Annotated in this window: 22 protein-coding genes; 12 read left to right on the plus strand and 10 right to left on the minus strand. The window is 58.0% G+C overall.

All coding sequences use genetic code 11. The features are described from left to right. Positions 1–23: 23 nt before the first annotated feature. Genes ABIQ96_RS07595 through cysK form a run of 3 tightly spaced genes read left to right on the plus strand, consistent with a single transcriptional unit; the run spans position 24 to position 3521 of the window. Complete coding sequence (locus tag ABIQ96_RS07595) at positions 24–1745, plus strand: NADPH-dependent assimilatory sulfite reductase hemoprotein subunit (protein ID WP_348213968.1); 1722 nt, start codon at positions 24–26, stop codon at positions 1743–1745. A 24-nt stretch (positions 1746–1769) separates the two neighbouring features. Continuing rightward, positions 1770–2516, plus strand: coding sequence for a phosphoadenylyl-sulfate reductase (locus ABIQ96_RS07600; RefSeq protein ID WP_348213969.1), 747 nt, complete (start codon positions 1770–1772; stop codon positions 2514–2516). Between the two features lie 45 nt (positions 2517–2561). Next, positions 2562–3521 carry a cysteine synthase A gene (gene cysK / locus ABIQ96_RS07605; protein WP_348213970.1) on the plus strand — a complete coding sequence of 320 codons (960 nt, stop codon included), beginning with the start codon at positions 2562–2564 and terminating at the stop codon, positions 3519–3521. 186 nt (positions 3522–3707) lie between these two features. Here the strand turns inward: cysK and ABIQ96_RS07610 are convergent, their stop codons facing one another. After that, on the minus strand, positions 3708–3959 hold the full coding sequence (locus ABIQ96_RS07610; protein ID WP_348213971.1) for a hypothetical protein: 252 nt from the start codon (positions 3957–3959) through the stop codon (positions 3708–3710). 13 nt (positions 3960–3972) lie between these two features. Between ABIQ96_RS07610 and ABIQ96_RS07615 the strand changes: the two genes are divergently transcribed. Together ABIQ96_RS07615 and ABIQ96_RS07620 are read left to right on the plus strand one after the other, a co-directional pair. Beyond that, positions 3973–4758 carry a hypothetical protein gene (locus ABIQ96_RS07615; protein ID WP_348213972.1) on the plus strand — a complete coding sequence of 262 codons (786 nt, stop codon included), beginning with the start codon at positions 3973–3975 and terminating at the stop codon, positions 4756–4758. Next, positions 4755–6146, plus strand: a complete 1392-nt coding sequence (locus tag ABIQ96_RS07620) for a TonB-dependent receptor (protein WP_348213973.1) — start codon at positions 4755–4757, stop codon at positions 6144–6146. The genes ABIQ96_RS07615 and ABIQ96_RS07620 overlap by 4 nt, the downstream gene beginning before the upstream one ends. Before the next feature lie 3 nt (positions 6147–6149). Here the strand turns inward: ABIQ96_RS07620 and ABIQ96_RS07625 are convergent, their stop codons facing one another. Beyond that, the gene (locus ABIQ96_RS07625) at positions 6150–6614 is read right to left on the minus strand and encodes a hypothetical protein (protein ID WP_348213974.1); all 465 of its coding nucleotides are present in this window, start codon (positions 6612–6614) and stop codon (positions 6150–6152) included. Between the two features lie 145 nt (positions 6615–6759). Here ABIQ96_RS07625 and purC point away from each other — a divergent pair, with 145 nt between their 5' ends. The 3 genes from purC (at position 6760) to ABIQ96_RS07640 (ending at position 9063) form a co-directional block, all read left to right on the plus strand. Further along, a complete protein-coding gene (gene purC, locus ABIQ96_RS07630; RefSeq protein WP_348213975.1) occupies positions 6760–7473 on the plus strand; it encodes a phosphoribosylaminoimidazolesuccinocarboxamide synthase in 714 nt (237 codons plus the stop codon). An 86-nt stretch (positions 7474–7559) separates the two neighbouring features. Then, on the plus strand, positions 7560–7856 hold the full coding sequence (locus ABIQ96_RS07635) for a helix-turn-helix transcriptional regulator (protein WP_348213976.1): 297 nt from the start codon (positions 7560–7562) through the stop codon (positions 7854–7856). After that, complete coding sequence (locus ABIQ96_RS07640) at positions 7846–9063, plus strand: type II toxin-antitoxin system HipA family toxin (protein WP_348213977.1); 1218 nt, start codon at positions 7846–7848, stop codon at positions 9061–9063. The genes ABIQ96_RS07635 and ABIQ96_RS07640 overlap by 11 nt, the downstream gene beginning before the upstream one ends. Positions 9064–9073: 10 nt before the next feature. Here ABIQ96_RS07640 and rimK read toward each other — a convergent pair whose 3' ends face one another. Next, positions 9074–9970, minus strand: coding sequence for a 30S ribosomal protein S6--L-glutamate ligase (gene rimK / locus ABIQ96_RS07645; protein WP_348213978.1), 897 nt, complete (start codon positions 9968–9970; stop codon positions 9074–9076). 229 nt (positions 9971–10199) lie between these two features. Here rimK and ABIQ96_RS07650 point away from each other — a divergent pair, with 229 nt between their 5' ends. Both ABIQ96_RS07650 and ABIQ96_RS07655 read left to right on the plus strand, forming a co-directional pair. Then, positions 10200–11591 (plus strand): UTP--glucose-1-phosphate uridylyltransferase, encoded by a 1392-nt coding sequence (locus tag ABIQ96_RS07650; protein WP_348213979.1) that lies wholly within the window; start codon positions 10200–10202, stop codon positions 11589–11591. A gap of 163 nt (positions 11592–11754) precedes the next feature. Next, the gene (locus ABIQ96_RS07655) at positions 11755–12372 is read left to right on the plus strand and encodes an HAD family phosphatase (RefSeq protein ID WP_348213980.1); all 618 of its coding nucleotides are present in this window, start codon (positions 11755–11757) and stop codon (positions 12370–12372) included. A 30-nt stretch (positions 12373–12402) separates the two neighbouring features. Here ABIQ96_RS07655 and ABIQ96_RS07660 read toward each other — a convergent pair whose 3' ends face one another. The 4 genes from ABIQ96_RS07660 to ABIQ96_RS07675 all read right to left on the minus strand — a co-directional run bounded on the left by ABIQ96_RS07660 (position 12403) and on the right by ABIQ96_RS07675 (position 16690). After that, entirely contained in the window at positions 12403–13545 is a 1143-nt protein-coding gene (locus tag ABIQ96_RS07660) for an 8-amino-7-oxononanoate synthase (protein WP_348213981.1), read from the minus strand. A 7-nt stretch (positions 13546–13552) separates the two neighbouring features. Beyond that, positions 13553–14458, minus strand: coding sequence for a D-alanyl-D-alanine carboxypeptidase family protein (locus ABIQ96_RS07665; protein WP_348213982.1), 906 nt, complete (start codon positions 14456–14458; stop codon positions 13553–13555). Between the two features lie 84 nt (positions 14459–14542). Then, positions 14543–16021 (minus strand): inorganic phosphate transporter, encoded by a 1479-nt coding sequence (locus tag ABIQ96_RS07670; protein WP_348213983.1) that lies wholly within the window; start codon positions 16019–16021, stop codon positions 14543–14545. Between the two features lie 12 nt (positions 16022–16033). Further along, the gene (locus ABIQ96_RS07675; protein WP_348213984.1) at positions 16034–16690 is read right to left on the minus strand and encodes a pit accessory protein; all 657 of its coding nucleotides are present in this window, start codon (positions 16688–16690) and stop codon (positions 16034–16036) included. A gap of 264 nt (positions 16691–16954) precedes the next feature. Here ABIQ96_RS07675 and ABIQ96_RS07680 point away from each other — a divergent pair, with 264 nt between their 5' ends. Beyond that, on the plus strand, positions 16955–18121 hold the full coding sequence (locus ABIQ96_RS07680) for a pyridoxal phosphate-dependent aminotransferase (protein WP_348213985.1): 1167 nt from the start codon (positions 16955–16957) through the stop codon (positions 18119–18121). 132 nt (positions 18122–18253) lie between these two features. Further along, positions 18254–19009 carry a hypothetical protein gene (locus tag ABIQ96_RS07685; RefSeq protein WP_348213986.1) on the plus strand — a complete coding sequence of 252 codons (756 nt, stop codon included), beginning with the start codon at positions 18254–18256 and terminating at the stop codon, positions 19007–19009. A gap of 266 nt (positions 19010–19275) precedes the next feature. On the opposite strand, the gene ABIQ96_RS07690 is transcribed toward ABIQ96_RS07685, so the two are convergent. The 3 genes from ABIQ96_RS07690 to ABIQ96_RS07700 all read right to left on the minus strand — a co-directional run bounded on the left by ABIQ96_RS07690 (position 19276) and on the right by ABIQ96_RS07700 (position 25228). After that, positions 19276–20571 (minus strand): leucine-rich repeat protein, encoded by a 1296-nt coding sequence (locus tag ABIQ96_RS07690; RefSeq protein ID WP_348213987.1) that lies wholly within the window; start codon positions 20569–20571, stop codon positions 19276–19278. Positions 20572–20735: 164 nt separating this feature from the next. Further along, on the minus strand, positions 20736–22034 hold the full coding sequence (locus tag ABIQ96_RS07695; protein ID WP_348213988.1) for a leucine-rich repeat protein: 1299 nt from the start codon (positions 22032–22034) through the stop codon (positions 20736–20738). Positions 22035–22144: 110 nt separating this feature from the next. After that, positions 22145–25228, minus strand: a complete 3084-nt coding sequence (locus ABIQ96_RS07700) for a putative Ig domain-containing protein (RefSeq protein WP_348213989.1) — start codon at positions 25226–25228, stop codon at positions 22145–22147. Positions 25229–25457 lie beyond the last annotated feature (229 nt).

Genomic DNA, 25457 nt, shown 5'->3' on the forward strand with positions numbered 1-25457 from the left:
TCAATTTCCAACTTTCCACTATCATGTCCGAGAAAAAACTCTCAGCCAACGAATACATCAAGATCGACAGCAACTACCTCCGCGGCACGATCGCCGAGGGGCTTGCGGATCTTTCCACGGGATCGATGGTCGAGGATGACCAGCAGCTCCTGAAATTCCACGGCACCTATCAGCAGGACGACCGCGACATCCGCGCCGGTCGCCGCAAGCACAAGCTGGAGAAGGCCTACAGCTTCATGATCCGCATCCGGGTTCCCGGCGGTGTGGCGACTTCGGAGCAATGGCTCGAAACGGACCGCCTCGCCACCCAGTTCGCGAATGGCACGATCAAGCTCACCACGCGCCAGGCGTTCCAGTTCCACGGCATCATCAAGTCGAACCTCAAGCGCACGATCAAGGAGATCAACCAGTGCGCCATGGACACCATCGCCGCCTGTGGTGATGTGAACCGGAACGTGATGTGCAATCCGAATCCGTATTTATCGGAAATTCACGCGCAGGCGTTGCAGGCTGCCAAGGATATTTCCACGCACCTCACTCCGCAGACCCGCGCCTATCATGAGATCTGGTTGGACGGTGAGAAAATCGAATCGAGCGAGGAAGACGTCGAGCCGATCTACGGCAAGACCTATCTTCCGCGGAAGTTCAAGATCACCATCGCCGTGCCGCCGTCGAACGATGTCGATATCTACGCGAACTGCCTTTCCTTCGTCGCCATCGTCGAGGGCGGCAAACTCGTCGGCTATAATGTCGCCGTCGGCGGCGGCATGGGCTCGACCCACGGCAACGAAGCCACCTATCCGCGCATCGCCGATGTCATCGGTTTTTGCACGCCGGAGCAGGTCGTGGACGTCGCGGAAAAGGTCGTGCTCGTGCAGCGCGATTTCGGCGACCGCACGGACCGCAAGCACTCTCGTTTCAAATACACCGTCGATGACCACGGTCCTGACTGGATTCTTGCCAAGCTCAACGAGTATCTCGGCTACAATCTCGGCCCTGTGCGCGATTTCAAGTTCGAGGACAACGGCGACCGCTACGGCTGGACCGAGGACGCCAATGGCAACTCGCACCTCACGCTTTTCATCGCTGGCGGCCGCGTTCTCGACACGCCGTCCTATCCAATGCGCACCGGTCTTCGTGAAATCGCGAAGATTCACGATGGCGACTTCCGTCTCACCGCGAACCAGAACCTGATCATCGCCAACGTCTCCCAAGCCAAGCGCTTGGAAATCGAGAATCTGTTGGAAAAATACGGCATTCAGGACAGTCATCTGAAGAGCGCCCTGCGTCTCAACTCGCTGGCCTGCGTCGCGCTTCCAACATGCGCTCTCGCTCTTGCCGAAGCCGAGCGCTTCCTTCCCGACCTCCTCACAGGCTTGGAAGAATCGCTTGAGGAAAACGGTCTGCGCCACGATGCCATCACCATCCGCATGACGGGTTGTCCTAACGGCTGCGCACGTCCGTTCATCTCCGAGATCGGCTTCGTCGGCCGCGGACCGGACCGCTACAACGTTTATCTCGGTGGTGGATTCGCCGGCCAGCGGCTGTCGAAACTCTATCGGGAAGATGTCACCGCCGATGAAATCAAGCCGCTGCTTGCGCCGATTTTCCGCCACTATGCCAAGGCGAGGATCGATGGCGAACGCTTCGGTGACTTCTGTATCCGCACCGGATATGTGAATGCCACCATCCAAGGCCCGGATTTCCACAAGAATATCAAGCCAGAGGCGCACGTCGCCGTTTAATCAATTTTTCAACCCCGCTCCGATATGGAAGCACTCAAATTCGAAATACCACCCGTGATCTCCCACGACATTGATCCCGAAGGACTCTCTGCCGCCTTGGCGCCTTTGCGCGCTGGGGAGCGACTTCGTCTGCTTTACGAGCAGCTCGGCGATCGTCTCGTCGCGTCCACCAGCTTCGGACTTCAGGCCGCGGTGATGCTGCACCTGATCCACGAGCACGCGCCGAAGATTCCCGTCGTGTTCATCGACACCGGATTCCTGTTTCCGGAAACCTATCAGTATGCGGAGCAACTCACCTCGAAGCTGAATCTCGATCTCCGTATCTATCAGCCAACCGTCTCAGCAGCCCGCATGCAGGCGCTGTGGGGAAATCTCTGGGAAAATGGCAAGGATGGTGCGGATCGCTACGGCCTGATCACCAAGGTCGAACCCATGAACCGCGCGCTTCGTGAAACCGGAGCCGACGTCTGGCTCAGCGGCCTCCGCCGTTCGCAGTCCAGCACCCGCGTGGACCGGCCTTTCGTCGAGCAGCAGAAGAAGACCGTCAAAGCCTATCCGATCCTCGACTGGGCGGATGCGCAGGTGGATCTCTATTTCCATCAGAACGGACTTCCGCGCCATCCGCTCGCGGAAAAGGGCTACGTCACCATGGGCGACTGGCACAGCACCCGTCCCGTCATCGACGGCGACATCGAAGCCACCCGTTTCAACGGCGAGAAATTCGAGTGCGGCTTGCACCTTGACTCCGGCGCTCCTGATTTCCAGATTTGAACCGTCTCCTCCTGACTCTGAATACTTCCAACTGACAAACTCATCATGAACATCGCTGAAAACATGGTTGCCACCGTCGGCAACACCCCGCTGATCCGCCTCAACCACCTCACCAAGGGACTCGATGCCGAAGTCTGCGTGAAAGCCGAATTTTTCAACCCGCTTTTCAGCGTGAAGGACCGGATCGGCAAAGCCATGATCGAGGCCGCCGAAAAGGATGGCTCGCTCAAAGCAGGTGGTCTGATCATCGAGCCGACATCGGGAAATACCGGTATCGCGCTTGCATTCATCGCCCGTTCGAAGGGCTACCGCTGCATCCTGACCATGCCCGAGAGCATGTCGATCGAGCGCCGCGTTCTGCTCCGTTTGTTAGGTGCGGAAATCGTTCTCACCCCTCGCGCGCGCGGCATGAACGGCGCTATCGCCATGGCCAAGAAACTCATCGAGGAAAACCCTGGCTCATTCGGCCCCGGCCAGTTTGACAATCCGGCCAACCCGCAGGTTCACCGTGAAACGACCGCCGAGGAAATCTGGCGCGACACGGACGGTCAGATCGATGCATTCGTCGCCGGTGTCGGCACGGGCGGAACGCTCACCGGCGTCGGCGAAGTTTTGAAAGCTCGTGGCAGCGCGAAAATCATCGCTGTCGAGCCGGTTGCCAGCCCGGTCATTTCCGGCGGTGCTCCAGGCCCGCACATGATCCAGGGCATCGGTGCCGGATTCATCCCGAAGAATCTCAACGTCTCGATCATTGACGAGATCATTCAGGTCTCCAACGAGGATGCGATCGCCACCGCCCAAGCACTGGCCCAGGAAGAAGGTCTTCCAGCCGGTATTTCCACCGGAGCAAATGTCTGGGCGGCGCTTCAGGTCGCCAAGCGTCCCGAATTCAAGGGCAAGCGCATTGTGACCGTCGGCTGCTCGTCCACCGAGCGCTACCTTTCCACCGCCCTCGCCGAGAAGGTGCGTGAAGAGGTTTCGAATTTGCCGGTCAACGAAATCTAATCAACTCCTTTTCAATCGGGCGCGGCTTTCTCACGAAGGCCGCGCCTGCTTTTTAACGAGGGCAAAGCTTGCAGAGCGCGGCCCGAAAATCGCAGGGTGGGGTGTGCCCGAGACGATGGAAAGTGCCCGACGGTGGAGCGGTTATGTGTGCCCTGATTGCCGGTTCGTGTTTCGCGTGCCTCGCGATCATGACGGCAAGGGTATCGTTTGCCCGAGTTGCCGGCGGATGTTAAAGATTCCGACCGCGTTGGATGTCACGCCGCCTTTGCTGGCTCCCTTGCGCCGCACTTCGCCGGAGGAACCTGCAACGACTGACAGCGAACCACGGAAGCTGAAGAAGCGCCGAAAGGGGAGGAAATCCGGCGAGAACCATTCGTGGGAGAATGACTCCAGATCGTCCCGGTCCAGCGAGAAGAAGCAGATGCGTTTGTTTCTCATCGGAGGGGGCTCCTTGTTGATCCTGATCGTGACGGGCGTGGTTTTTTCGATGAATGGCAGTCGCAAACCGTCCGAACCGGTGGTCAGGGAAGCGCCTGTCGTGGCGCCAGCGAACAAGGAGCCAGTCAACCCCGGGGACCCGAACCAAGCACCTGTTAGCGATGTCGTATTTCTCGCGGAGGCCGAGCCGCTGGCGCAGAAATTTCTCAAGGCGACCACGGTCGAAGAACTCCTGCCGCTGGTTCGGAATCCCGAGACGGCCGAAAACCGCATGCGGCGGTTTTACCCCGACGGGAAATTCAAAGCCGCGGGTCTGTCGCAGTTCAATACGAGCGGAGAGCTTGATTTGCTAGGTGGGTTCAGGGCGATCCGGGTGATGACCGGGGACTTCGACGAGAAATCGCTGGTGTTCACCGATACGCCGGGAGTATTGAAAGTCGATTGGGAAAGCTGGGTCGGCTGGTCGGAAGTGCCGTGGGATGAATTCCTCTCTTCCAAGCCGTTCGAGGGGAAAGTCTTCCGCGTCACGCTGAGCCCGGTGGATTATTACAATTTTGACTTTCTGGACGAATCCAAGTGGCAGTCATATCGCTTGATATCACCGGACAAGGAGCACTCGATTTACGGCTACGCGGAAAAGGGATCCCGGTTGGACCAGCGTCTCCGCCCGAATGCCGACACCAAGTCCGTCGCGCTCATGCTGTCGCTGAAATTTCCCAAAGGCACCTCGTCGAACGATCAGGTAGAGATCGAAAAAATTATCAACGAAGGCTGGGTGGAGGAAGAAAATCCGAAATGATCCCGACCACCTATGACAAGGCGCAGGAACTGAACCTCGATCCGATGATCTACGGCACCTTCGCCGAGATCGGCGCGGGGCAGGAGACCGGCAATTATTTCTTCCGCGCTTCCGGCACCGCGGGGCTCGTGGCGAAAACCATTTCCGCCTACGACATGACGATGAGCGACGCCATCTACGGTCATTCGGAGCGTTACGTTTCGGCGGGCCGGCTTGGGTCGATGCTCGACCACGAATATTCGATTCTGCTGGAAAGGCTCGGTCCGAAGCGCGGCCCTAACACCACCTTCTTTTCGTTCTGTAACACCGTCCGTGCGCGTGGCTGGAACGATACCGGCGAGTGTCACGGCTGGCTCGGCATCCGCTATCAGATGAAACCGGGAGATCCGCCGTCTGACATCACGCTCCATGTCAGGCTGCTGGATGTCCGGTCGATCGACCAGATGGAGGCGTTGGGCACCATCGGCGTGAATCTGATTCACGCCGCGTATCGCCATCGGGGGCATTTGCAGAAATTCGTGGAGTCGCTGGTGGACAACCTCGCCGCCGGGCGGGTGGAGGTGGATTTGTTGAAATTCACCGGTCACGGATATGGCTTTTTCGACAACCGCCTGTGTGCGCTGCAACTGGTGGAAAGCGGACTAACAGATGCGACGATGTTCCTGCCGAACGGTGAGGTGGTGCAACCGGCGGAGGCGCTCTATCGTCGGCCGGTGCTGCTGTTGCGCGGGAGTTTTGATCCGGTGATGAATGTCCACCTCAAGATGCTGGAACAAGCGCGCGGAGGATTTGTCGAGACGCTGGACGAGGGGGATCGCATCTCGGCCATCGAACTGTGCGAAATTTCCATGCACAACCTGCTGCGTGGCAGCGGTGTGGACCACGTCGATTTCCTAGACCGGGCGGATGCGCTCCAGTCGTTGGGCAAGACCGTGCTTCTATCACGTTGTGCGGAGTTTCACCGGATCGCCGCATTTCTGCACCGCTACACCAGCAAGCCCATCGGCATTATTCTCAGCATCGGATTGCTCAACGAATTGTTCAAACCAAAGTGGTCGGAGAATCTCGCGGGAGGATTGTTAGAGTCGTTCGGAAGGTTGTTCAAGGAGGGTGTGACGCTTCAGGTATTCCCGTGGAAAAACCGCAAGAACGGCGAGCTCGTGACGGCGGAAACTTTCCGCGCTCCGGACGACAGCGTGCATCTCTATCGGCATTTCCTCGCCAATGGCAGGATTCAGGCCGTTCCCAGCAAGGATGACGAAATCCTCTGCTACACCGGGCGCGATGTCTGCCGGATGATCACCTCCGGCGACGAGAAATGGAAGGAGCTGGTGCCCGAGGTTGCATGGACGATGGCCCAGCGCCATGCCAAGTCGCGGCTTTCCTGAGTTTCATTGCTCGCCCGAGTGCTCGTCCCGCGCACCCCGCAGGTGGGAAGGCGTCTTGAGCAGATCGAAATCCGAGCCGCAATACATGCAGCGGAACGTCTGCGTCGCGATGATCGAAAGCGTCGCCGAGACCCCGTGATTGAAGGGGAAAATCCGGGTAGCTCTGGAGTGGGCGAGAGCTCCCGAATTGATCAGCGGCGTGCCCTTGCACAGCGGGCAATGGGCCGAACGCCGTTTGAAAAATGCAATCACCCACATCAACGCACTGAACACCATTCCGCCAATGATCACCTGAGTGGCCAGTTGGCTGGGCTCGTAAAAAAACAAAATGAAAGCCGTCGCGGTCGTGATAACCCCCATGTAGTGGAGTGCTGAAAAGAACACCGCCACGGTGAACGGCCGACTGGATGGGAGCGAGCGCGCACGCAATACCCTCGCGGGCTTCGTTTCGGGGACTCGATCTGGCATTACGGGTTGAAAAGTCCAAAATACAGCGATTCTTTGCAAGGCCTGAATTCCAGCGATCCGAAAGTATTTGGTTCGAAGTGGAATCATTTCACTTCGCGGTTTCAGCGCTCTTGACCGCAGCGGGGCGGGGTTTTACCACTTTTCAATGACACCACTTTACGAAGGCAAAGCCAAGCGCCTCTGGGCCACCGAGAACCCCGACACCTTGCGCATGGAGTTCAAGAACGACGCCACCGCCTTCAATGGTGAGAAGAAGGCGAGCTTCGAGAATAAAGGTCGCCTCAATAATGAAATCAGCACGCTGATTTACGGTTTCCTGGAAAATGCCGGCGTCCCGACCCACTTCGTCCGCAAGATCGACGAGACCAACGTCGAGGTGAAAAAGGTCACTATCCTGATGGTCGAGGTGATCATCCGCAATCTATCCGCCGGCAGCTATTGCAAGCGCACCGGTATCGAGGAAGGTCGTGTCTTCTCCCAGCCTGTTATCGAGTTTTCCTACAAAAGCGACGAGCTCGGCGACCCGCTGATCAACGACGACTACATCCGCGAAATGGGCCTCGCCACACCTGAGGATCTCGCCCATCTGCGGAAATCCGCACTCCAAGTGAACTCCATCCTCATCGACTTCTTCGCCAAGTGCGGGCTCAAGCTCGTCGATTTCAAACTCGAATTCGGCCGTCTCGTTTCCGATCCGTCGAAGATCGTCCTCGCCGACGAAATCAGCCCTGACGGCTGCCGTCTGTGGGACCTCAAGACTGGCGAGAAAATGGACAAGGACCGCTTTCGTCGTGATCTCGGTAATGTGATGGAAGCTTACGAGGAAGTGCTGGGTCGACTGAAAGGCTCGCTGGCCTGATTTAAAAATCATTGAAATTTTGTCTATTGAGTCTTAAAAGTGCCTTTGTGGACAAAATAGGAGCTCTTAATCAACGCAATCCCGTGATGCTCGCACGGGAAGTCGGACAGCAACTCAAGCGTCTGCGCCTCGCCAAAGGCTGGACTCAGGAAGAACTTTCCGAAAAGTCGGGTGTCGCCGTTTCCACGCTGAAATTGCTGGAAGCGAAAGGTAATGGCTCGTTCCAACGGTTGATCCGGGTGGCCATCGCGCTCGGCGTGGATGGTGAGCTCCGCGGTTTGTTCTCCCAAACTGGAGTGATGGAATCCATCGAGGCTGTGAAACTTTCCGAACGCCAGCGCGCGCCTCGCCGACGGAAGGAGGATTCCGGCCATGGAGCTTGAGGTTCATTGGGCCGGGGAAGGGGAGCAGCGGATCGGACGTCTCTATCAGGATCCGCGCGGAGCGGTGTTTTTCGAATATGACGCCGCGTGGCGTGTAGGGAGCCGTGAGCTTTCGCCTTTCTATCTACCTAACGGAACGACGGGAGCCGTAACGACATCGACACCCGCGTTCGGCGAATTGCACGGTTTGTTCCAGGATACGCTGCCGGATTGGTGGGGCGAACGTTTGATGCGCCAGCATTTCGAAGATCGCGGGATTCCATGGAAAAATGTGACCGTCCTGCGCAAGCTCGCCTGTCAGGGAGATCGAAAGATGGGAGCGCTGGCATTTCGTCCGGATCTCGATGGCAAGGATTTCAACGATGGGATGATCGCGGAACTCGGTGCCCTGGTTGAGGCGGCACGGGAGGCCTTGCGCGGCGAAAGCGGGCATGTGCTGGCGGAATTGTTACAGTCCGGGATGTCTCCCGGAGGTGCGCAGCCCAAAGCGCTGCTGGCGCTTTCCGACGATTTCTCCGAGATCCGTCTGGATGATCCCGCGCCCGAAGGATTCGGAAGCTGGCTGATCAAATTCGATACCGAACCGGTTTTGCATGAAGGGGGAATCGAGGCTGCCTACGCGGCGATGGCGCGTGCGGCGGGGATCGATATGCCGGAAACCCGGCTGCTGGAAGCGGCGGGCGGACGACATTTCCTGACCCGCCGTTTCGACCGGACAGCGGATGGAAAGAGGCTGCACCTGCATTCCTACTCCGGCCTAACTCATACGCCGTTGCGCGACGGACTGGAATACGGCGATCTAATGGAACTCGCCCGTGTTCTGACCGGGGATCATCGCGCCGTGGAGGAAATTTTCAGGCGTGCGGTTTTCAACGTCGCCGCATCCAATGACGACGATCACGGGCGGAACCACGCGTTTCTGATGGATGGGGCGGGAAACTGGAAACTCGCTCCCGCATTCGACGTTACCCTCGCGACCTATCCGTTAGCTTCGGGATTCCGCGCCGCACGGGTCATGGGGAAGGCGGGAAACATCACCCGTCGTGATCTGAAGCGATTGGGCGAGGAACAGGGCGTTCGCAAAGTGGATGATGCCATCGACCACGTGTTGAATGCCTTGGCGGACTGGGAACGCCTCGCTGATGATCACGGTCTGCCAAGAGCCACCGCTTCAAGAGTCGGCCAGCAACACGGACTAACGGATTGATCGGGGTTGTTTACTTGTCCGTCGATTTCGACGGTTTCACCGCGGTGCGTTCGATGAACTCGATGATCATTCCAGCGACGTCCTTTTTCGAGGATTGTTCGATGCCTTCGAGTCCGGGTGAGGAGTTCACTTCCATCACCACCGGACCGTGATTCGAGCGGAGCAGGTCGACACCCGCGACGTTGAGCCCCATCGCCTTGGCGGCGTTGATGGCGACGGCGCGTTCGTCGGTGGAGATTTTCACGCTCTGCGAAGAGCCGCCGCGATGCAGATTCGAGCGGAATTCGCCGGGAGCGCCTTGACGTTTCATGGAAGCGACGACCTTTCCGCCGACCACGACGCAACGGATGTCCGCGCCTTCGGCTTCCTTGATGAATTCCTGCACCAGGATGTTCGCGTTCAAGCCGCGGAACGCCTCAATGACCGACTCCGCGGCATTGGTCGTTTCCGCGAGCACCACGCCGACACCCTGAGTGCCTTCCAACAGCTTGATCACCAGCGGTGCGCCGCCGCACATCTTGATCAGCTCGCCGGTCGCTTCGGTGTGGTGGGCGAATCCGGTCACCGGCAGTCCGATGCCGCGCTTCGCCAGCATTTGCAGCGACCGCAGCTTGTCCCGCGAGCGGGCGATGGCGACGGAATCGTTGAGAGTGAAAACGTTCATCATCTCGAACTGCCGCACCACGGCGTTTCCATAAAACGTATGTCGCGCGGCGATGCGCGGAATGACGGCGTCCGCCACCAGTTCCTCGCCGTCGACATAGATCCTCGGCTTGCGCGAGGTGATGTTCATGTAGCAGCGGAGGTAGTCCACGACGCGGACCTCATGGCCCCGCTTCGTGGCGGCCGCAACCAGAGCGTCCGTGCTGTAGAGTTTCGGATTGCGGGAAAGAATGAGGATTTTCATGAAGGGAAATTCGGAGGATCAATAAGCAGGAAATGCGCCTGCGTCCAATAGGCATGCCGCCTCCCGGTCAACCCCAAAAACAAATCTCTCACGTTGTCGGGAAGAATGTGGATGCATCAATGTCCGTCATTGTCAGCAGGAGGCAAACCAACCCGATTTCGATTTGATTTTTCCGCGTGACCCAACGCCTGGACAGGGGCAGGGTTTCCACAGAACACTTTGCAAAATCATGGGAAATTTTGACGCATTCGAAACCAAGATGACCGCCGCCGGTATGGGCGACGCGGCCATCCGTGCCTTCCTCCGCAACTACGAAGCGCTGCTGCGCAATGAGACCGGAATGATTCCCGAGGAGTCTATTTCACCAGCGCAGGGGCTCGCCTCATTTGACGAAATCGCCACATCAGGTGACGTGGATCCGATGCTCTTGTCGCAAGCGGTCGTCATCAAACTGAACGGCGGTCTTGGCACCGGTATGGGCCTGCAAGGTCCGAAGAGCCTGCTCGCCGTCCGCGACGGAGTGAACTTCCTCGACCTCATGGTTCGTCAGATTCTCGACCTCCGTAAAACCAGCGGTGCGAACGTGCGGCTGCTATTGATGAACAGCTTCAGCACGAGCGCGGACACGCTGGCGCATTTGGAGAAATACACCTCACAGGGATTGGCCGACGCCTCCGAAGTCGAGCTGATGCAAAATCAGATTCCGAAGATCGACGCCACGACCTATCAGCCCGTTGAATGGCCCGCCGATCCGGACCTCGAGTGGTGTCCGCCGGGCCACGGCGATCTCTATCCGGCACTCGTCGGCAGCGGGTGGCTGGATCGCTTGCTCGCGGAAGGGGTGAAATATGCTTTCGTTTCCAATTCCGACAACCTCGGTGCGATCCTCGATCCCGCGATCCTGAGCTATTTCGCCAGGAGCGGAGCACCGTTTCTGATGGAGGTCACCCGCCGGACCGCGGCAGATCGCAAGGGCGGTCATCTAGCAGTTCGAAAATCGGATGGACGCCTGCTGCTGCGCGAAGTGGCGCAATGTCCGGATGCCGACGCCGACGCGTTCCAGGACATCGACCGTCACCAATATTTCAACACGAACAGCCTGTGGCTCCGCCTGGATCTCCTGAAATCCCAACTCGCGGCCGATTCCGGCGTGTTGCCGCTGCCGATGATCCGCAACAACAAAACGGTCGATCCGCGCGACAAGAAATCGACCGCCGTGGTCCAGTTGGAAATCGCCATGGGGGCCGCCATTGAGTGTTTCGAAGGAGCGGCCGCCATCGACGTGCCGCGCAGTCGTTTCGCGCCGGTGAAGACGACCGGGGATTTGCTCGCCCTGCGCTCGGACGCCTATGAGGTGCTCGACGACGGCCAGGTCCGCCTCGCTGCCTCGCGAAATGGCGTGCCTCCGAACATCGTTTTGTCGGATGACTACAAGCTGGTGGACCAGCTCGATCCGCTAGGCGTTCCGAGCCTGCTCAACTGCGATTCGCTGAAAATATCCGGCCCGGTTCATTTCAACGATGGCGTGGTGATCGAGGGCGAAGTGGAGATCAAAAACACCACGCCGGAGCGCATGATCGTGTCGTCGGGAATCTACAAAAATCAGGCGATGGGACTCTGAGATTCAGCAGGTTCCAAATCCTACACAATTAGCGCAAATAGCGGAAAAATAGGGATTTCACCTAGGTAATTAGAACCATTTCGGCACTTTCTAAGCAAAGTTGAAACATTCTTGATGACCGCTCTTGCCAACACCCGCTTCTGTGCATAAGCCGTGCGGCGCAATGGCAAGTATCGGACCCTTTTCTTTCCCACCCACTGGTTTTGAAGCTGTAATTTTCGATTGTGACGGCACGCTCGTTGACTCGATGCCCGCCCATTTTGATGCTTGGTGCGAAGCGCTCGCGCTCCACGGGGCCGGCGGTGTTTTCAAGGAAGATGTCTTCTTCGCCATGGGTGGTCGTCCGACCATGGACATCGTGGTTGAGCTCAACGACGAGTATAATTTGAAGCTAGATCCCAGCGCTGTAGCCTTCGCAAAACGTGAGGCTTTCCTTAAAAGGCTGAACACCGTGACTTTGATCGAGGAAGTCGCCGCTTTTGCGGAAGGCCTCCGCGGCAAGGTCCCGATGGCGATCGCCACCGGCGGCTCGCGGATGGTTATCGAGAAGACTTTGAAAATCGTCGGGATTTCCGATTGGTTCGACGAGGTGGTCACCGCCGACGATGTCGAAGAGGGCAAACCCGCTCCGGATATTTTCCTGAAAGCCGCGAAACTGCTCGGGGTTGATCCAACGAAATGCCTCGCACTGGAAGACGCCCCGGCCGGCATCCTCGCCGCCCAACGCGCCGGAATGCAGGTCATCGCAATTCCTTCGCCGTTGGTTTCGTCCAACTTCTGATAGGGGGCGGAGACGTCTCGTCCATGCGCCCTATTTCGATGGATTCACCAGCGCTCCGAGCCTGGATGCCAGTGCGTCTATCACGTCTGAGGAATGCACGGCAGACACGCTGATCCTCAATCTCGCAGTCCCGCGAGAGACGGTCGGGTAGCGGATGGCGGGAACGAGAAAGCCTTCACGTTCCAAGGATGATGCGGCGACAAGGGCGGCTTCGTTAGAGCCGAAGATTCTGGGAATGATCGGAGTTCCTTGCTGGGAAAGGAACGCGATGTTTTCCTGAAGTTTCGAGCGGAGTTTCTTTCCTTTCTCCGAGCGGATTAATGTCAGCGAGGCGGTGGCTGCATGCGCGATGGCCGGAGGAGGAGCGGTGGAGTAGATGAAACTCCGGGCGCGGTTCGTCAACAGGTCGATCCAATCACGCGAGGCGGCAAGATATCCGCCTGATAGGCCGGCGGCCTTGCTGAGCGTGCCCATTTGGAAGGTGATGCGTTGTTGGAGGTTTTCCTGTTCGGCCAGGCCCATGCCGTGTTCGCCGAGGACGCCGAAGCCGTGTGCTTCATCCAACAGCAACAGTGCATCGTGAGCTTCGGTGAGTGTGACGATTTCGCGCAGCGGGCAGAGGTCGCCGTCCATGCTGAAGACGGACTCGGTGGCGACGAGGATGCGGGCTTTCGGTGATTTCGAACGGGTGGAAACGAGCAGGCGTTCGAGCTTGCCGAGATCGTTGTGTGGAAAGACCCGGATCGTCGCTCCTGATAGACGGGCGGCATCGACGAGGCAGGCGTGGGACAGTTTATCGAGGAACACGAAGTCGGATTTGCCAACTACGGCAGGGATCACGCCGAGCGCGGTGGCGAAGCCGGATGAGAATGTGAGCGCTGCTTCGGTTTGTTTCGCCGCAGCGAGGGATTCCTCCAGCATCCGGTGGGGAGGCAGGGTGCCGCAGACGAGGCGGGAAGCCGCGGACCCGGCTCCGAAGCGTTGCACGCCTTCGATGACAGCGGCTTCGGTCTCCGGATGCCTTGCCAGACCAAGGTAGTCGTTGGAAGCGAAGTTCCACAACGGCCGGCCATCGCGAACGACACGGGTGCCGGTTGGAGAATCCAGCGGGCGAAGTTCCCGCAGGAGTCCCTCGGCAGCGAGCTGGCGCAGGGATTCGGCGGGGCCGGGCATCACGGTGTTAGAGGCCCGCGGTGGTGGCCGGACGTTCGAGCGCCCAGGCGAGAAGTTTGCTGGAATCCTTCCAGACGTTTGGCGTGGTGGATTTCAATACGACCACGATCACGGAACGACCGTTCAACGAACCGCTGGAGATCAGACAGCGGCCGGCGGCATTGGTGGTGCCGGTCTTCAAGCCGTCACAATAGGGGACGGTCTTCAGGAGCTTGTTAGTGTTTTCCACGAAGCGGGTGTGGCCGTCGTTGAAGGTGAAAGTCATCGACTTGGTCGCGGTGAACGAACGGATCAACGGACTGCGATAGGCGGCGCGGGCGGCGATGGCCATGTCGCGGGCGGTCGAGTATTGGCCGGGTTGCGGAAGTCCGTTAGGGTTGATGAAATTCGAGTTCCTCATGCCGAGCGCCGAGGCTTTCTGGTTCATGATCGCGGCGAAACCTTCCTGGCTGCCGCCGACATCCCGGGCCAAAGCGCGGGCGACATCATTGGCGCTTTTCACCATCAGCACCTTGAGCAATTCGCGGCGCGGGTAAACTTCGCCAGGCTTGAGGTTGAGACGGGTGGGTTCGCAAGCTTCGTCGGACGCTTCGACGGTGACCGGCTTGTCGATGTTTCCGGCATCGAGGACGCAGAGGGCGGTGACCAGTTTTTGGGTGCTGGCGACGGCGCGGGGGGCGTCGGCGTTTTTCGCGTAGAGCACCCGCCCACTGACGACGTCGATGACGATGGCGCTTTCGGCAGCCACTGGCGGTGGCGCTGTCGGCGGAATGGCGGCGACGCGGACCGGTTGGTCCGGCGTGGTTTGCACGCGTGGCGGCTGATTTTTTTCAGGAGGGCTTCCACCGCAGGAGGTGATGGACGCACCGGTCAGCGCGAGGACGATGAGGCGGACACAAAACAACCGTGACATGCGAGGCATCATCCTCATCAAAACCTGATCATCAAGCCGGGAATGAGGAGATCGGCAGAATCTTCACCGGGGGATGAGCGCGACTCACGGCAGCCATCCGAACAGGCGAAATATTTTCACGAGAATATAGGCAACGCCCCCGGCCGCGGGAAGCGTGAGGACCCAGGCCCAGAGGATGCGCTCGATCAGCGACAAATTGAGTGCGCTGAATCGTTTTGCGCAGCCGACACCCATGATCGAGGTGGTGATGCTGTGGGTGGTGGAAACGGTCATGCCGTAACTGCCGGTGACGGCGAGCAGGGTGGCGGCGACGGTTTCCGCGGCGAATCCGTGGACGGGCTGGAGTTTGACCATTTTGTGACCCAGCGTTTTGATGATTCTCCAGCCGCCGGCCATCGTCCCGGCTGCCATGGTCAGCGAGCAAATGACCTTGATCCAGACGGGCACGTCGGGCGAGAGGTCGGCGACTTTTGCGGCGGCGGCGGGCAGGGGAGCTTTGCCCTTTTCCCCCGCGGATTTCATTTCCGAGTCGAGGGTTTTGAGCCAGTCGGTGTGTTTCCCGGCGACCATGCTTCCGAGCACGGGGATTTTGGTGAGAATACGGTCGTCCTCGGCGGCGAGAATTTCGCGATGAGTGGCGCTGCCGACGGCGAGCAACCGCTGCGTGGCTTCTTGCTGTTGGGTTGCCGCAAGGGTCTTGGCGGCTAGGATCTGGAAGGCTTCGCGATACTCGCCGGGAGCCAATTTCGTGCTTTCCTGTTCCAACACGTTCGCCGCTTCGATCAATTGCTCAGGCGTTGATTTCGGGTTCTTGATGACGGTGACGCTGTGCTCTGCCTGCATCGATTTCCCCATCCGGAGAAAACCGAGCCAATCGGGAATATTCTGGAAACTGCCGGTCGCTGTGGCGGTCACCAAGGCCAGCGTGATGACGCCCATCGTCTTTTGCGCATCGGCCAGACCGTGGGCGAATCCCATGTAGCTGGCGCTGAAAATCTGAGCCTTGCCGAAGAACCTGTTCACGAAGCGTGGCCGGGCTTTCTGCAGCAGGAAATAGAGAAAGCCCATCAGCAGGAAACCACCGATGAAACCGATGATCGGCGAGGTGATCATCGGCATGAGCACCTTGTGCAGCACACCTTCCATGACTTCCTTGCCGTCCTTGACCTTTTTCACCGACCAGATGATCGCATGCCAGTTGTCATGGGAACTCGCAAGGGTGGCACCGCAAATACCACCGACCAGCGCATGAGTCGAGCTCGAAGGCAGCCCGAACCACCAGGTGAGCAGGTTCCAAGCGATCCCGCCTAACAGAGCGCAGACGATCACCATCGGCGAGACAAATTGCGCGTCCACCAATCCCGATGAAACGGTCTTTGCCACCGCGTGACCCGCGAGGGCACCGATGAGATTGGTGATGGCCGCCATCGCGATGGCCTGCCGCGGAGTCATCACCTTGGTGCCGACGACGGTCGCGATCGAATTCGCCGTGTCGTGGAAACCGTTGATATACTCAAAGGCGAGGGCGATGAAGATCACCAGGAAAATGATGCCGAGACTCATGCTGTTCTAGCCTCAGGAGTTTTTCAGGACGATTTGAGAAACGACGTTTCCGGAATCGCGACAACGGTCGATGACCTTTTCAAGGAGGTCGTAAAGGTCGCGCATCGCCATCGCCTTGATCGGCTCAATGTTGCCCGAGTAAATTTCCTTCAAATAACCGACAACGAGCTGGTCGGCGCGACCTTCGAGATCCTGCATCTTGTCGTTTTCCGCCTTGATATCTTCAAGCTTCGGATTTTTCGCGAGCATGTCCACCATCCGCACCACGACGAGCGCGGCTTCCTGGGCGATCGCCATTTGCGGAGCGAAATCCGAGGCATTCACCAGATGGTTCATGATTTCAAAGCGTTCGCCGAATTTTTCCACCGTTTTGGGAATCCGGTAAAGCGCCTTGGACAGCGCCTCGATATCCTCACGGTCGAGCGCGGTCACGAACACCTTGACCAGCTCTTCGCTGATGATTTCAGCGTTTTTCTTCTCGTTGCGGCGGGCGACGGAAAGCTCCGCCAGCGAGATGCTTCCTTTCGATTCCTGGAGCAGCCGGGCGAGAGCTTCGATGCTTTGGTGCGCCGATTTCGCGCTGGAGGCAAGGAGTTCAAAGAACCGGTCCGATTTCCCGAAGAGTTTGGCGAGTGAGATCACCGGCGCAAATTGGAGAAACAATTTCATTCCGGCAAGATGAGTTTTTCAAATGACCGGGCCTCAAGCGACGAGTGAGTGGACGGGGCATGCTTGACCCTCACCCGCGTCGGATCCAACGCGGGAAATTCACCGTTCAGGCGGCATGGGGCGGAAAATAGGTTAGAATTGCCTTAGCATTTCGCTTGCCACCCCTTGGCCGAAGCCCCACAAAAGCCCCCCGCTCATTCTGGGGCTGCGCAAACTCTGTTGCTCCGCCCGGGATGGCGGCTCAATCCTCACTCGCGCGCTCAAATGGAAAGCATCTCATCCCGTATTGCCAAGGTTTCCCCGTCACTCACGCTTGCCGTCACCGCACAGGCTAAAGCGATGATCGCCAAAGGCGAAGAAGTTTACGCGCTCGCCGGCGGTGAGCCGGAAGTCGACACTCCACAGTTCATCAAGGACGCGGCCATCGCCGCCCTTCTGGAAGGAAAAACCAAGTATACCCCCGCCGGCGGTATCCCTGAGCTCCGTGCCGCGCTGTCCAAGAAATTTAAGGACGACAACAATCTCGACTACGCCGCCAACCAGATCTGCGTCACCGGTGGTGCGAAAATGGCCTGCTATAACGCCATCCTCGCTGTCATCGAAGAAGGCGACGAAGTCATCATCCCTTCGCCATTCTGGGTGTCTTACCCGGAAATGGTCCGTCTCGCTGGCGGCGTCCCTGTTATCGTCGAGACCAAGGAATCGACCGGCTGGAAAATGACTCCCGAGCAATTCGAGGAAGCCATGACCCCGGCGACCAAGATGGTGATCATCAACACTCCCGGCAATCCAACCGGAGCCATCTACACCGCAGCGGAACTCCTCGCCCTCGGTGAAATCGCCCTCGGCGAAGACATCGTCATCCTTTCCGACGAAATCTACGAAAAGCTTGTCTATGGCGATCACAAGCACGTCTCGATCGCGTCGCTCAGCCAAGAACTCTACGACCTCACCATCACCGTCAACGGCTTCTCGAAGGCCTACTCGATGACCGGCTGGCGTCTGGGATACACCGCCGCTCCGAAGCCATTGGCCGAAGCGATCGAAAAAATCCAGAACCACACCACCTCCAACGCGAACAGCTTCTCCCAATACGGAGCGCTCGCCGCTCTCGAAGGTGACCAATCGTTCATCGAAGACCTCCGCGGCGAATACGACGTGAAGCGCCAGTTCATGTATGGCCGCCTCAAGGCGATCAACAACATCCGCGTGGTTGAGCCGCAAGGTGCGTTCTACTTCTTCGTTTACACCGGCAACACCGGTTTGAAGTCGATGAACCTTTGCGACAAGCTCCTCTCCCGCTACAAGGTCGCCGCCGTTCCCGGCATCGCCTTCGGCTACGACGAGGGCATCCGCCTCAGCTATTGCACGACGCTGGACATCCTCAACGAAGGACTGACCCGCTTCGAGCAATTCTGCCGCGAGCATTGATTCAACTGGAATTCGTTCCGCCCGTTTTCATAAAAGCCATGGAGCCGTCGGGTTTCATGGCTTTTATCTTTTTATCGATTGTGGTCGGATATTTTCGTGCAATGTTCCTAACGAATTGTTAGCGGTTGCCCGATGAAAATCGCTCCGTTCCTGACAATCCTTTCTCACTGCTCCGCAATTGTGCTAACGGGGACGGCTTCCGCACTCACGCCGTTAACGGATAATTTCAACGCGGAGACCCTCCGTTTGGCCCGCTGGAAAATAACGAATCGTGAGGGTGGGGAGTTGGCGCATTTTCCAGGTGGCATGAAATTTACCGTTGGTTCGGACCCGGCCCAATATGCATCGGGTATCGCCGAACTGAGAAACCGCCATCCTGGCTGCAATGAAAGCTGGGAGGTCATCGTGGATGTGGTGAATAAAACAAATCTCGAATACAGGGCTGGCGTTGGCCTCCAGATTTGCAATGCACTCGATGCTAGGGACCGGGTGAACTACAAGTTCAATGGTGCCGGCCTCGGCGGTATTGGCAGCAGTAGCGGATTCGCTGTGACCGGCCAGGCGGACGACGAGGTCGACCTGGATGATTTTGACAGGGAGTTCAGGCTGGATCCGCAGGTTGCTGCCGGCAGCATGCGCATCACTTTCGACAAGAAGACCCGGTTTTTTACTTTTTGGTATGACCGTACCGGGCGCGCGGATGGTTTTCAATGGATGAAGCTTTGTAATTATTCAACAACGGGCAGGGGAGGATACCGCAGTGGAAACTGGAGGATGAATCCTGCGAGCGGACGTTTTACCATCCAGATTTATGGCTACTCGGATTCGTGTCGGGTTCCCGCCGGCCAGTTGAAATTGGACAACTTTTCAATGAGAAACACTCCGTGAACCAGCGGCAGTCCATCTGCGCCGGATATTGAATACAGACGTGGCCATGGTCGCTCCCGATGTCAAAATAGGTTCAACCAAGGAAGGATAGGTCGGAAATCCTCCGTCGCCATCACTGGTGACGGACATTTCCGCCTTCGGGAAACATCAAGAAAATCCCATCTCCATTTTTGTGGCGATCCATCCGCTGCTCTATCCGCGTGAGTGCACCGACCATGAGCGGATCCTGGACCACTTTTTCTTCGTCACCCCTCGCAGGCGACATCTCACTTCACTCCCATTCCCGCCAACCGGATGTCGAATGGATTCTCACCCGTCTCCTTGCCCTTGATGTGGATCTCCGCTTCGCGTGTGCCGGTGCCGGTTGGCATGAACGTCACTTTGAAAGTCGTGGTTCCGTTGATTGCCAGAGCTGTCTTTGCCGGGGTGGTGATTTTGAAATCCTTCGAATTCGCCCCGTTGATCGTCACCGCCAGACCGGTCAATTCCGCAGTACCGTTGTTTGTAATGGTGAAGATTTTCTCTCTTTTAGCGCTATCCACCGCCACGGCACCGAAACTTTTCTTTGCCGTTCCGTCTACCAAGGGAGTTCCCGTCGGTTGACGCACTTCGATCTCGGGAGCAAGCGTGGTCACTTCGGACGAATACCCCAGCCACTTGGGCGTCGTGAACCCGGATTTCCCTTCAAGATGATACACCGTGAAATCCGGCGCGACGGAGTAGAACGCGTTAGTCCTGATGGAGGCAGGCGCATCCCCAAGAAAGATCGCCTTGGACAATTTGGGACATTCACTGAACGCGCCGATTTCGATTTTTTCGACGCTGGCGGGAATGATCACGCTGGTAAAACTTTGGCATGATTCGAAGGCGTTGTTGCCGATCTTTCTGATTCCTTCAGGCAGGCTCGGATTCTGCAGCTTGAAGCAGCCTTCGAACCCATAGTCATCGATGGTCCTGACGCTTCGAGGAATAATCACGGTTTCCAACTCCTCGCATCCCCTGAAAGCTCTTTCTCCGATTCTTTCGACACCGTCGGGGATGGTGAGTTTCGTTAGAGAAAGACAATCGCTGAACGAATAGGGAGCAATCATGGTGATGCCGGGTGGCAGTGAGACACTCCTCAAACGCCGGCAGGATTGGAACGCCCCCGTACCGAGACTTTTCAAGCCAGAGGGGAGAGTGATGCTGAGCAAGCTCTCGCAATTCGTGAAAGCCCCGTAGCCCATAGTGGTCAGGCCCTTGGGAAAGGACAGATCCATCAGGCCGATACAATTGAAGAACGCTTCTCCATCGATATGGGTGACACTCTCGGGAATGGTGACGTTCGTCAGGTTCTGGCGGTTGTAGAACGCACCTTCACCGATGCGGGTCACCGGCGTGCCGGCGATCTGCGGCGGGATCACCACGCTTGTCGCCGAACTGTCCGTGAAGTCGGTAATCGTGATTCCTTTGGAGCTGTTGGTATAAAGGAAGTCGCCGGAGGTCTCATCCGCGAGCAAGGACGGGACAGTGAGACAGAAGGCGGACAGGATCGTGAGAGAAGTGAGACTTCCGGGTTTCATGCAGGGATGGCTTGGCTGAGGTGAGTAATTGCCGACAGGATTCTAGCGGATAAAAGCCACGCCCCGGGTGTTCGAGTCGAGAAGATATTTCCGCACGACGGGAGAACATTGCCGGAACGATGGCATTGGAGTTACTTCCCGATGCCAACCTGCCCATTCACGGCCTATTTCACTCCCATCCCCGCCAGCATGATGCTGAACGGATTTCCGGTGGTTTCGGTGCTGGTGACATGGATGTGCGCCATGCGCGTGCCTTGTCCCTTGGGCTTGAACGTCACGGTGAAAATCCGTGATTCACCCGTTGCCATGGATGCCTTGTTAGGTGGCTTAATGATGAAGTCGCCCGCATTGGCTCCGTCAATCGTGATAGCAAGTCCGGTCAGGTCTTCGGTTCCGGTGGAAACGATGGTGAAGGTTTTTGTGCCCCCGGATTCACCGACTTTCACGGTGCCGAAGCTGCGTTTATCGTCTTCATCCAGATTTGATCCGGCGGGTTGCTGGATCCCGATCTCCGGTCCGGCGGCGAGCGCGACAGACCGATAGCCGTTCCATACAGGAGAGGTGAATCCCGCGGCCCCTTCGGTATAATAGATGATGGTGGCGGGTGGCGACGGCTCGTGGCGGATTTTGAAGATGCCAGCTCCGATGGCGGGGGCGTTGCCGAGAAAGGTGGCGCTGATCACCGCAGGTTTCCTCCGGCGGAACGCGTAATTCTCGATCTTCGTCACGCTGGCCGGAATCGTCACTTTCGTCAGGAGAGGACAGTCGCCAAAAGCCCCGCTCTTGATTTCTTCGACGCCATCGGAAATTACCAGTTTTTCCAATTGGTCGCAGCGCACGAACGCGCCACCTCCGATGATCTTGACGGTGCCTGGGATCGTGAGATCCTTCAATCCAACACAGTTACCAAACGCTCCATTGCCGATGTGAGTGATATTCGGAGTGATGACCAAATTCGTGAGTCGGCTGCACAAATAAAACATTCCGTCCGGGATTTCCGTGAGTCCCGATGGCAGCGAAACTTCATCCAGAATGATGCAGCGGTTGAACGCGCTGCTTCCGATACTGGTGACACTGTCGGGTATGGAGACTGCCGGCAAATGGGTGCATCGGTAAAATGAATATTCCCCGATGCTCGCGAGACTCTCAGGCAGCGAGATACTGGTTAGACCACAGTAGTAAAATGCACGATCATCGATGCGAGTCACGCTGTCGGGAATCGTCACCGCCGTCACCTTGTGGCACTCCATGAACGCTTCCACGCCGATCGCCGTCACCGGTTTGCCGGCGATGCTCGACGGAATCGAAACCGGCCCGACGATATCGTCCGGGTAGCCGGTGATCGTGACACTGGTGCCGTCCTCGGTGTAGGTAAAATTACCGAAAGTGCCGTCCGCCAGAAGAGGCTGGGTCATCAGATAAGCGACGGCGAGGGCGCATCCGGGAATGTTGCTGAATATCATGGGTGTGGATGTTAGCTTTTCAAACCTTGCTGGAATAATCCGCCACCATCGCCGGAAAGAGACCAATTGCAACCCGCCGTGATGGGAAAAACGCGGAAAATACCCACTCGTTACGGTCCGGTGACTTTCAGGCGGACGTAGATCGCTTCCGCCGGAGAGGGGATACTGATGGAAACCTGGTTTGTCGCGCCGCCCGGAGTGAGGGTGGATGTCACGCCACCAACTCCCGGAACGACGTCGATCCATGTTTGGAGATTGGTGCTGGACTGGGCTTTCCACGTGACCGACCCGGGGGATGTGGTGACCGTGAATTGATAGATGACCGCCGGGATTTCCTGGTGAAAAGCGAGCGTTGGGAGAATCGATGAATCGGATAGGGTGGGATTTCCAGCGAGGAGAAATTCGGCGAGGTTGGAGAGTCCGTCGCCGTCCGTATCAACGTTCGCCGAGTCGGCTGGAAGTCCGTGGAGTTCGAGGAAAGCGTCCAAAGGCTCACGGATGGCAACGGAGAAGGAGCGGGTGATGTTGGACGAAGCGCCATCGGTGACCTTTGCCTCGAATCCGAAGGTACCCCCAAGAGTGGGGGTTCCCATCAACGATCCCCCGGCATCGAGCGAGAGACCGGCGGGAAGTTGTCCTCCGACAAGCGTCCACTGATAGGGCGCCGTTCCTCCGGTGGCGGTCAGGTTTTGCGTGTAGGTGCTACCGACCTCTCCATTCGTTAGTATTTCAGGGGAGTTGATGGCCAGTGCTGGAGTGATGGGAATGACGAGGGAACGAATGGCTGTCGCTCCAACGCTGTCCGTCACCTGAACGGTGAAATCGAATTCGCCCGATGCAGTGGGAGTGCCATCGAGGGTGCCGGTATTTCCCAAAGCGATGCCGCTTGGTAAATTTCCGGTCGTTACGCTCCAAGTGTAGGGGGACGTGCCGCCGCTGGCCGTGAGCGACTGGCTGTAAACATTGCCGACGATTCCACCGGCGACTGACGATGTGGAAACGACCAGTGTCGGAGCGACCGTGATCGTGAAATTTTTGCTGGCGGTAGCCCCGGTGTTGTCGGTTACCGCCGCGACGAAGGTGAAGGGGCCTGCAGTCGAGGGCGTGCCGGTGAACAGGCCGTCGCCATTCAACACAAGTCCTGCCGGGAGGACTCCGGTTGCGATGCTCCAAGAGTAAGGGGGTGTTCCTCCGCTGGCGGCGAGAGTTTGCGAGTAGGAAGTGCCGATGGTGCCGTTTGCCAACTGTGGGGATGATTCGACGGCGAGTGTCGGTGTGATCGTGACAGAGAAGGATTTGTTAGCCGTTGCGCTGGCGCTGTCGGCGACTTGTGCTGTAAAACTAAAGGTGCCTGCCACGGTGGGAGTGCCTCCGAGTTCTCCCCCTGTCGTCAGGATCAAACCGCCCGGGATGCTGCCCGAAACCACGCTCCAACTATAAGGAACGGCTCCACCAATGGCGGTTAAGGTTCGCGAAAGCGCCGTGCCGACAGTGCCACTCGGAAGCGGAGAGGCGGACGAAATCGCGAGTGTTGGCGTGATGGTGACGGTTAAGGATTTGTTGGCCGTCGCACTGGCGCTGTCGCTCACAAGCGCGCTGAAAGTGAATGTTCCTGCGACAGTGGGTGTGCCGCTCAAAATGCCGCCGCCGGAGAAAGTTAGGCCGTTAGGGATTGTTCCCGATAAAATGCTCCAGGAATAAGGCGATGTTCCACCCGTGGCAGCGATTGTTCGTGAAATTGCCGTGCCGACAGTTCCGCCGACGAGAGGAGAGGTGGAAGAGACCACGAGTGTGGGCGTGATCGTGACGGTGAAGGATTTGTTAGCCGTCGCGCCGGCACTGTCCGCCACCAGCGCCGTGAAAGTGAATGTCCCCGCCGTGGTGGGCGTACCGCTCAATGTTCCACCACTGGAGAACGTGAGACCATTGGGAATCGTTCCCGAGGAAATGCTCCAGGTGTAAGGCGAGGTTCCGCCGGCAGCGGCAAGAGTTCGTGAAATTGCCGTGCCGACGGTGCCGCCAGCGAGTGGCGTGGTGGAGGCAACCACGAGTGTCGGCGTGATCGTGACGGTGAATGATTTGTTAGCTGTTGCGCTGGTGCTATCAGTGACAAGTGCGGTGAAGGTGAAGGCCCCCGCCGTGGTGGGCGTGCCACTGAGGATCCCACCGCTGGAGAACGTGAGGCCGTTGGGGATCGTCCCCGAGGAAATGCTCCACGTGTAGGGCGTGGTCCCTCCAGTGGCGGTTAGAGTTCGCGAAACCGCCGTGCCGATTGTCCCGCCTGCGAGCGGAGAGGTGGAAGCAATCAAAGGCGGCGTGGAGACCGGGATCATGAAATCCTTCACCACCGCCATGTGTTGCATGCCGCTCACTCCGCTGTCTGCGGCGAGCGCGGGGCTGATTTCCGCGATCGGCGAATAAATCTGGGTGTCAGCGACAAGGCCGTTGGCAAAAGTCGAAGCACCGATCACCACCGGGGTCCGGAGCGCGTAAAGCCCCGCATTCGGGAGTACCCCATCGTAGGGACTGCCCCGGCTGGCATTCGTATTGGAATTTCCCAGTCGATCTGCGGGATACGGACCCGTTGTGACCACGACGTCGTCCAAGGTGCCAAACTGGGTTTCCGTGCGGCTGTCCGAGTTGAAATCCCCGCCAATGACCAGGTAGTCCGTAGTGGGAACATGGAGCTGGATGAGATCCCGAAGAGCGGTGGCTTCGGCTGGCCGTTTAGAATCCGTGGTCAGCATGTGGACGGAGACGACCCACAGATCCTTCGGCCCGGGAATGTCGATGCGGGCCCAGGCGAAATCCCGGCTGTTGCTTACCTGCGTGTCATCCCACTCGCCGGATTCGAGAATCGGGTAGCGGCTGATGATGCCGTTGGGAATCTGGTCGCCGCCCACCGACTCCCGAAAATAGGAAAATTCCGACCCAAAAGTGCTGGCAACAAATCCTTGGATCGTAGCGGCCGAGTTGTTTCCGTAATTGAACTCCTGAATCATCGCGATGTCCGGCTTGATGCCTTGGAAAATCCGGATGCCCGGGTCCAGATACGACTGGTTATTGCCACTCGTGATGTTGGCCGCCATGAGGCGCACCCGCTGGGCGCTGGAAAAAACACTGAGCAGCAGGCTGACACCGCAAACCCACGCCGCAAAATAGGAACGACAGGTGGAAGCCGACTTGAAACTCATGAGTCGATCCGCAGCGGGGTGAGATCGGGAATAAATGAACCGTCGCAGGGTCCGGTCGTTGGCAAGGCGGCGCGCATGGAGTGGAAGTCAGTCAATATCCCCATTTACCGGAGATGGTCATGTGAATAAATGTTACGATTTGGCAAACCGTTGGTCGAAATCCGCCCGGTGTGGGGAAATGGTGCGGAAATCACGATGTATGCACAAAATGAGCCACTTTTTGTCTCGA

This window comes from Luteolibacter sp. (assembly GCF_039920825.1).
GTDB lineage: Bacteria > Verrucomicrobiota > Verrucomicrobiia > Verrucomicrobiales > Akkermansiaceae > Luteolibacter.

Bases quoted from the DNA above. Each gene is read 5' to 3' on its own strand.
- ABIQ96_RS07595 (WP_348213968.1), top strand. From the start codon at position 24: ATGTCCGAGAAAAAACTCTCAGCCAACGAATACATCAAGATCGACAGC.
- ABIQ96_RS07600 (WP_348213969.1), top strand. From the start codon at position 1,770: ATGGAAGCACTCAAATTCGAAATACCACCCGTGATCTCCCACGACATT.
- cysK (WP_348213970.1), top strand. From the start codon at position 2,562: ATGAACATCGCTGAAAACATGGTTGCCACCGTCGGCAACACCCCGCTG.
- ABIQ96_RS07610 (WP_348213971.1), bottom strand. From the start codon at position 3,959: ATGAGAAACAAACGCATCTGCTTCTTCTCGCTGGACCGGGACGATCTG.
- ABIQ96_RS07620 (WP_348213973.1), top strand. From the start codon at position 4,755: ATGATCCCGACCACCTATGACAAGGCGCAGGAACTGAACCTCGATCCG.
- ABIQ96_RS07625 (WP_348213974.1), bottom strand. From the start codon at position 6,614: ATGCCAGATCGAGTCCCCGAAACGAAGCCCGCGAGGGTATTGCGTGCG.
- purC (WP_348213975.1), top strand. From the start codon at position 6,760: ATGACACCACTTTACGAAGGCAAAGCCAAGCGCCTCTGGGCCACCGAG.
- ABIQ96_RS07635 (WP_348213976.1), top strand. From the start codon at position 7,560: ATGCTCGCACGGGAAGTCGGACAGCAACTCAAGCGTCTGCGCCTCGCC.
- ABIQ96_RS07640 (WP_348213977.1), top strand. From the start codon at position 7,846: ATGGAGCTTGAGGTTCATTGGGCCGGGGAAGGGGAGCAGCGGATCGGA.
- rimK (WP_348213978.1), bottom strand. From the start codon at position 9,970: ATGAAAATCCTCATTCTTTCCCGCAATCCGAAACTCTACAGCACGGAC.
- ABIQ96_RS07650 (WP_348213979.1), top strand. From the start codon at position 10,200: ATGGGAAATTTTGACGCATTCGAAACCAAGATGACCGCCGCCGGTATG.
- ABIQ96_RS07655 (WP_348213980.1), top strand. From the start codon at position 11,755: ATGGCAAGTATCGGACCCTTTTCTTTCCCACCCACTGGTTTTGAAGCT.
- ABIQ96_RS07660 (WP_348213981.1), bottom strand. From the start codon at position 13,545: ATGCCCGGCCCCGCCGAATCCCTGCGCCAGCTCGCTGCCGAGGGACTC.
- ABIQ96_RS07665 (WP_348213982.1), bottom strand. From the start codon at position 14,458: ATGTCACGGTTGTTTTGTGTCCGCCTCATCGTCCTCGCGCTGACCGGT.
- ABIQ96_RS07670 (WP_348213983.1), bottom strand. From the start codon at position 16,021: ATGAGTCTCGGCATCATTTTCCTGGTGATCTTCATCGCCCTCGCCTTT.
- ABIQ96_RS07675 (WP_348213984.1), bottom strand. From the start codon at position 16,690: ATGAAATTGTTTCTCCAATTTGCGCCGGTGATCTCACTCGCCAAACTC.
- ABIQ96_RS07680 (WP_348213985.1), top strand. From the start codon at position 16,955: ATGGAAAGCATCTCATCCCGTATTGCCAAGGTTTCCCCGTCACTCACG.
- ABIQ96_RS07685 (WP_348213986.1), top strand. From the start codon at position 18,254: ATGAAAATCGCTCCGTTCCTGACAATCCTTTCTCACTGCTCCGCAATT.
- ABIQ96_RS07690 (WP_348213987.1), bottom strand. From the start codon at position 20,571: ATGAAACCCGGAAGTCTCACTTCTCTCACGATCCTGTCCGCCTTCTGT.
- ABIQ96_RS07695 (WP_348213988.1), bottom strand. From the start codon at position 22,034: ATGATATTCAGCAACATTCCCGGATGCGCCCTCGCCGTCGCTTATCTG.
- ABIQ96_RS07700 (WP_348213989.1), bottom strand. From the start codon at position 25,228: ATGAGTTTCAAGTCGGCTTCCACCTGTCGTTCCTATTTTGCGGCGTGG.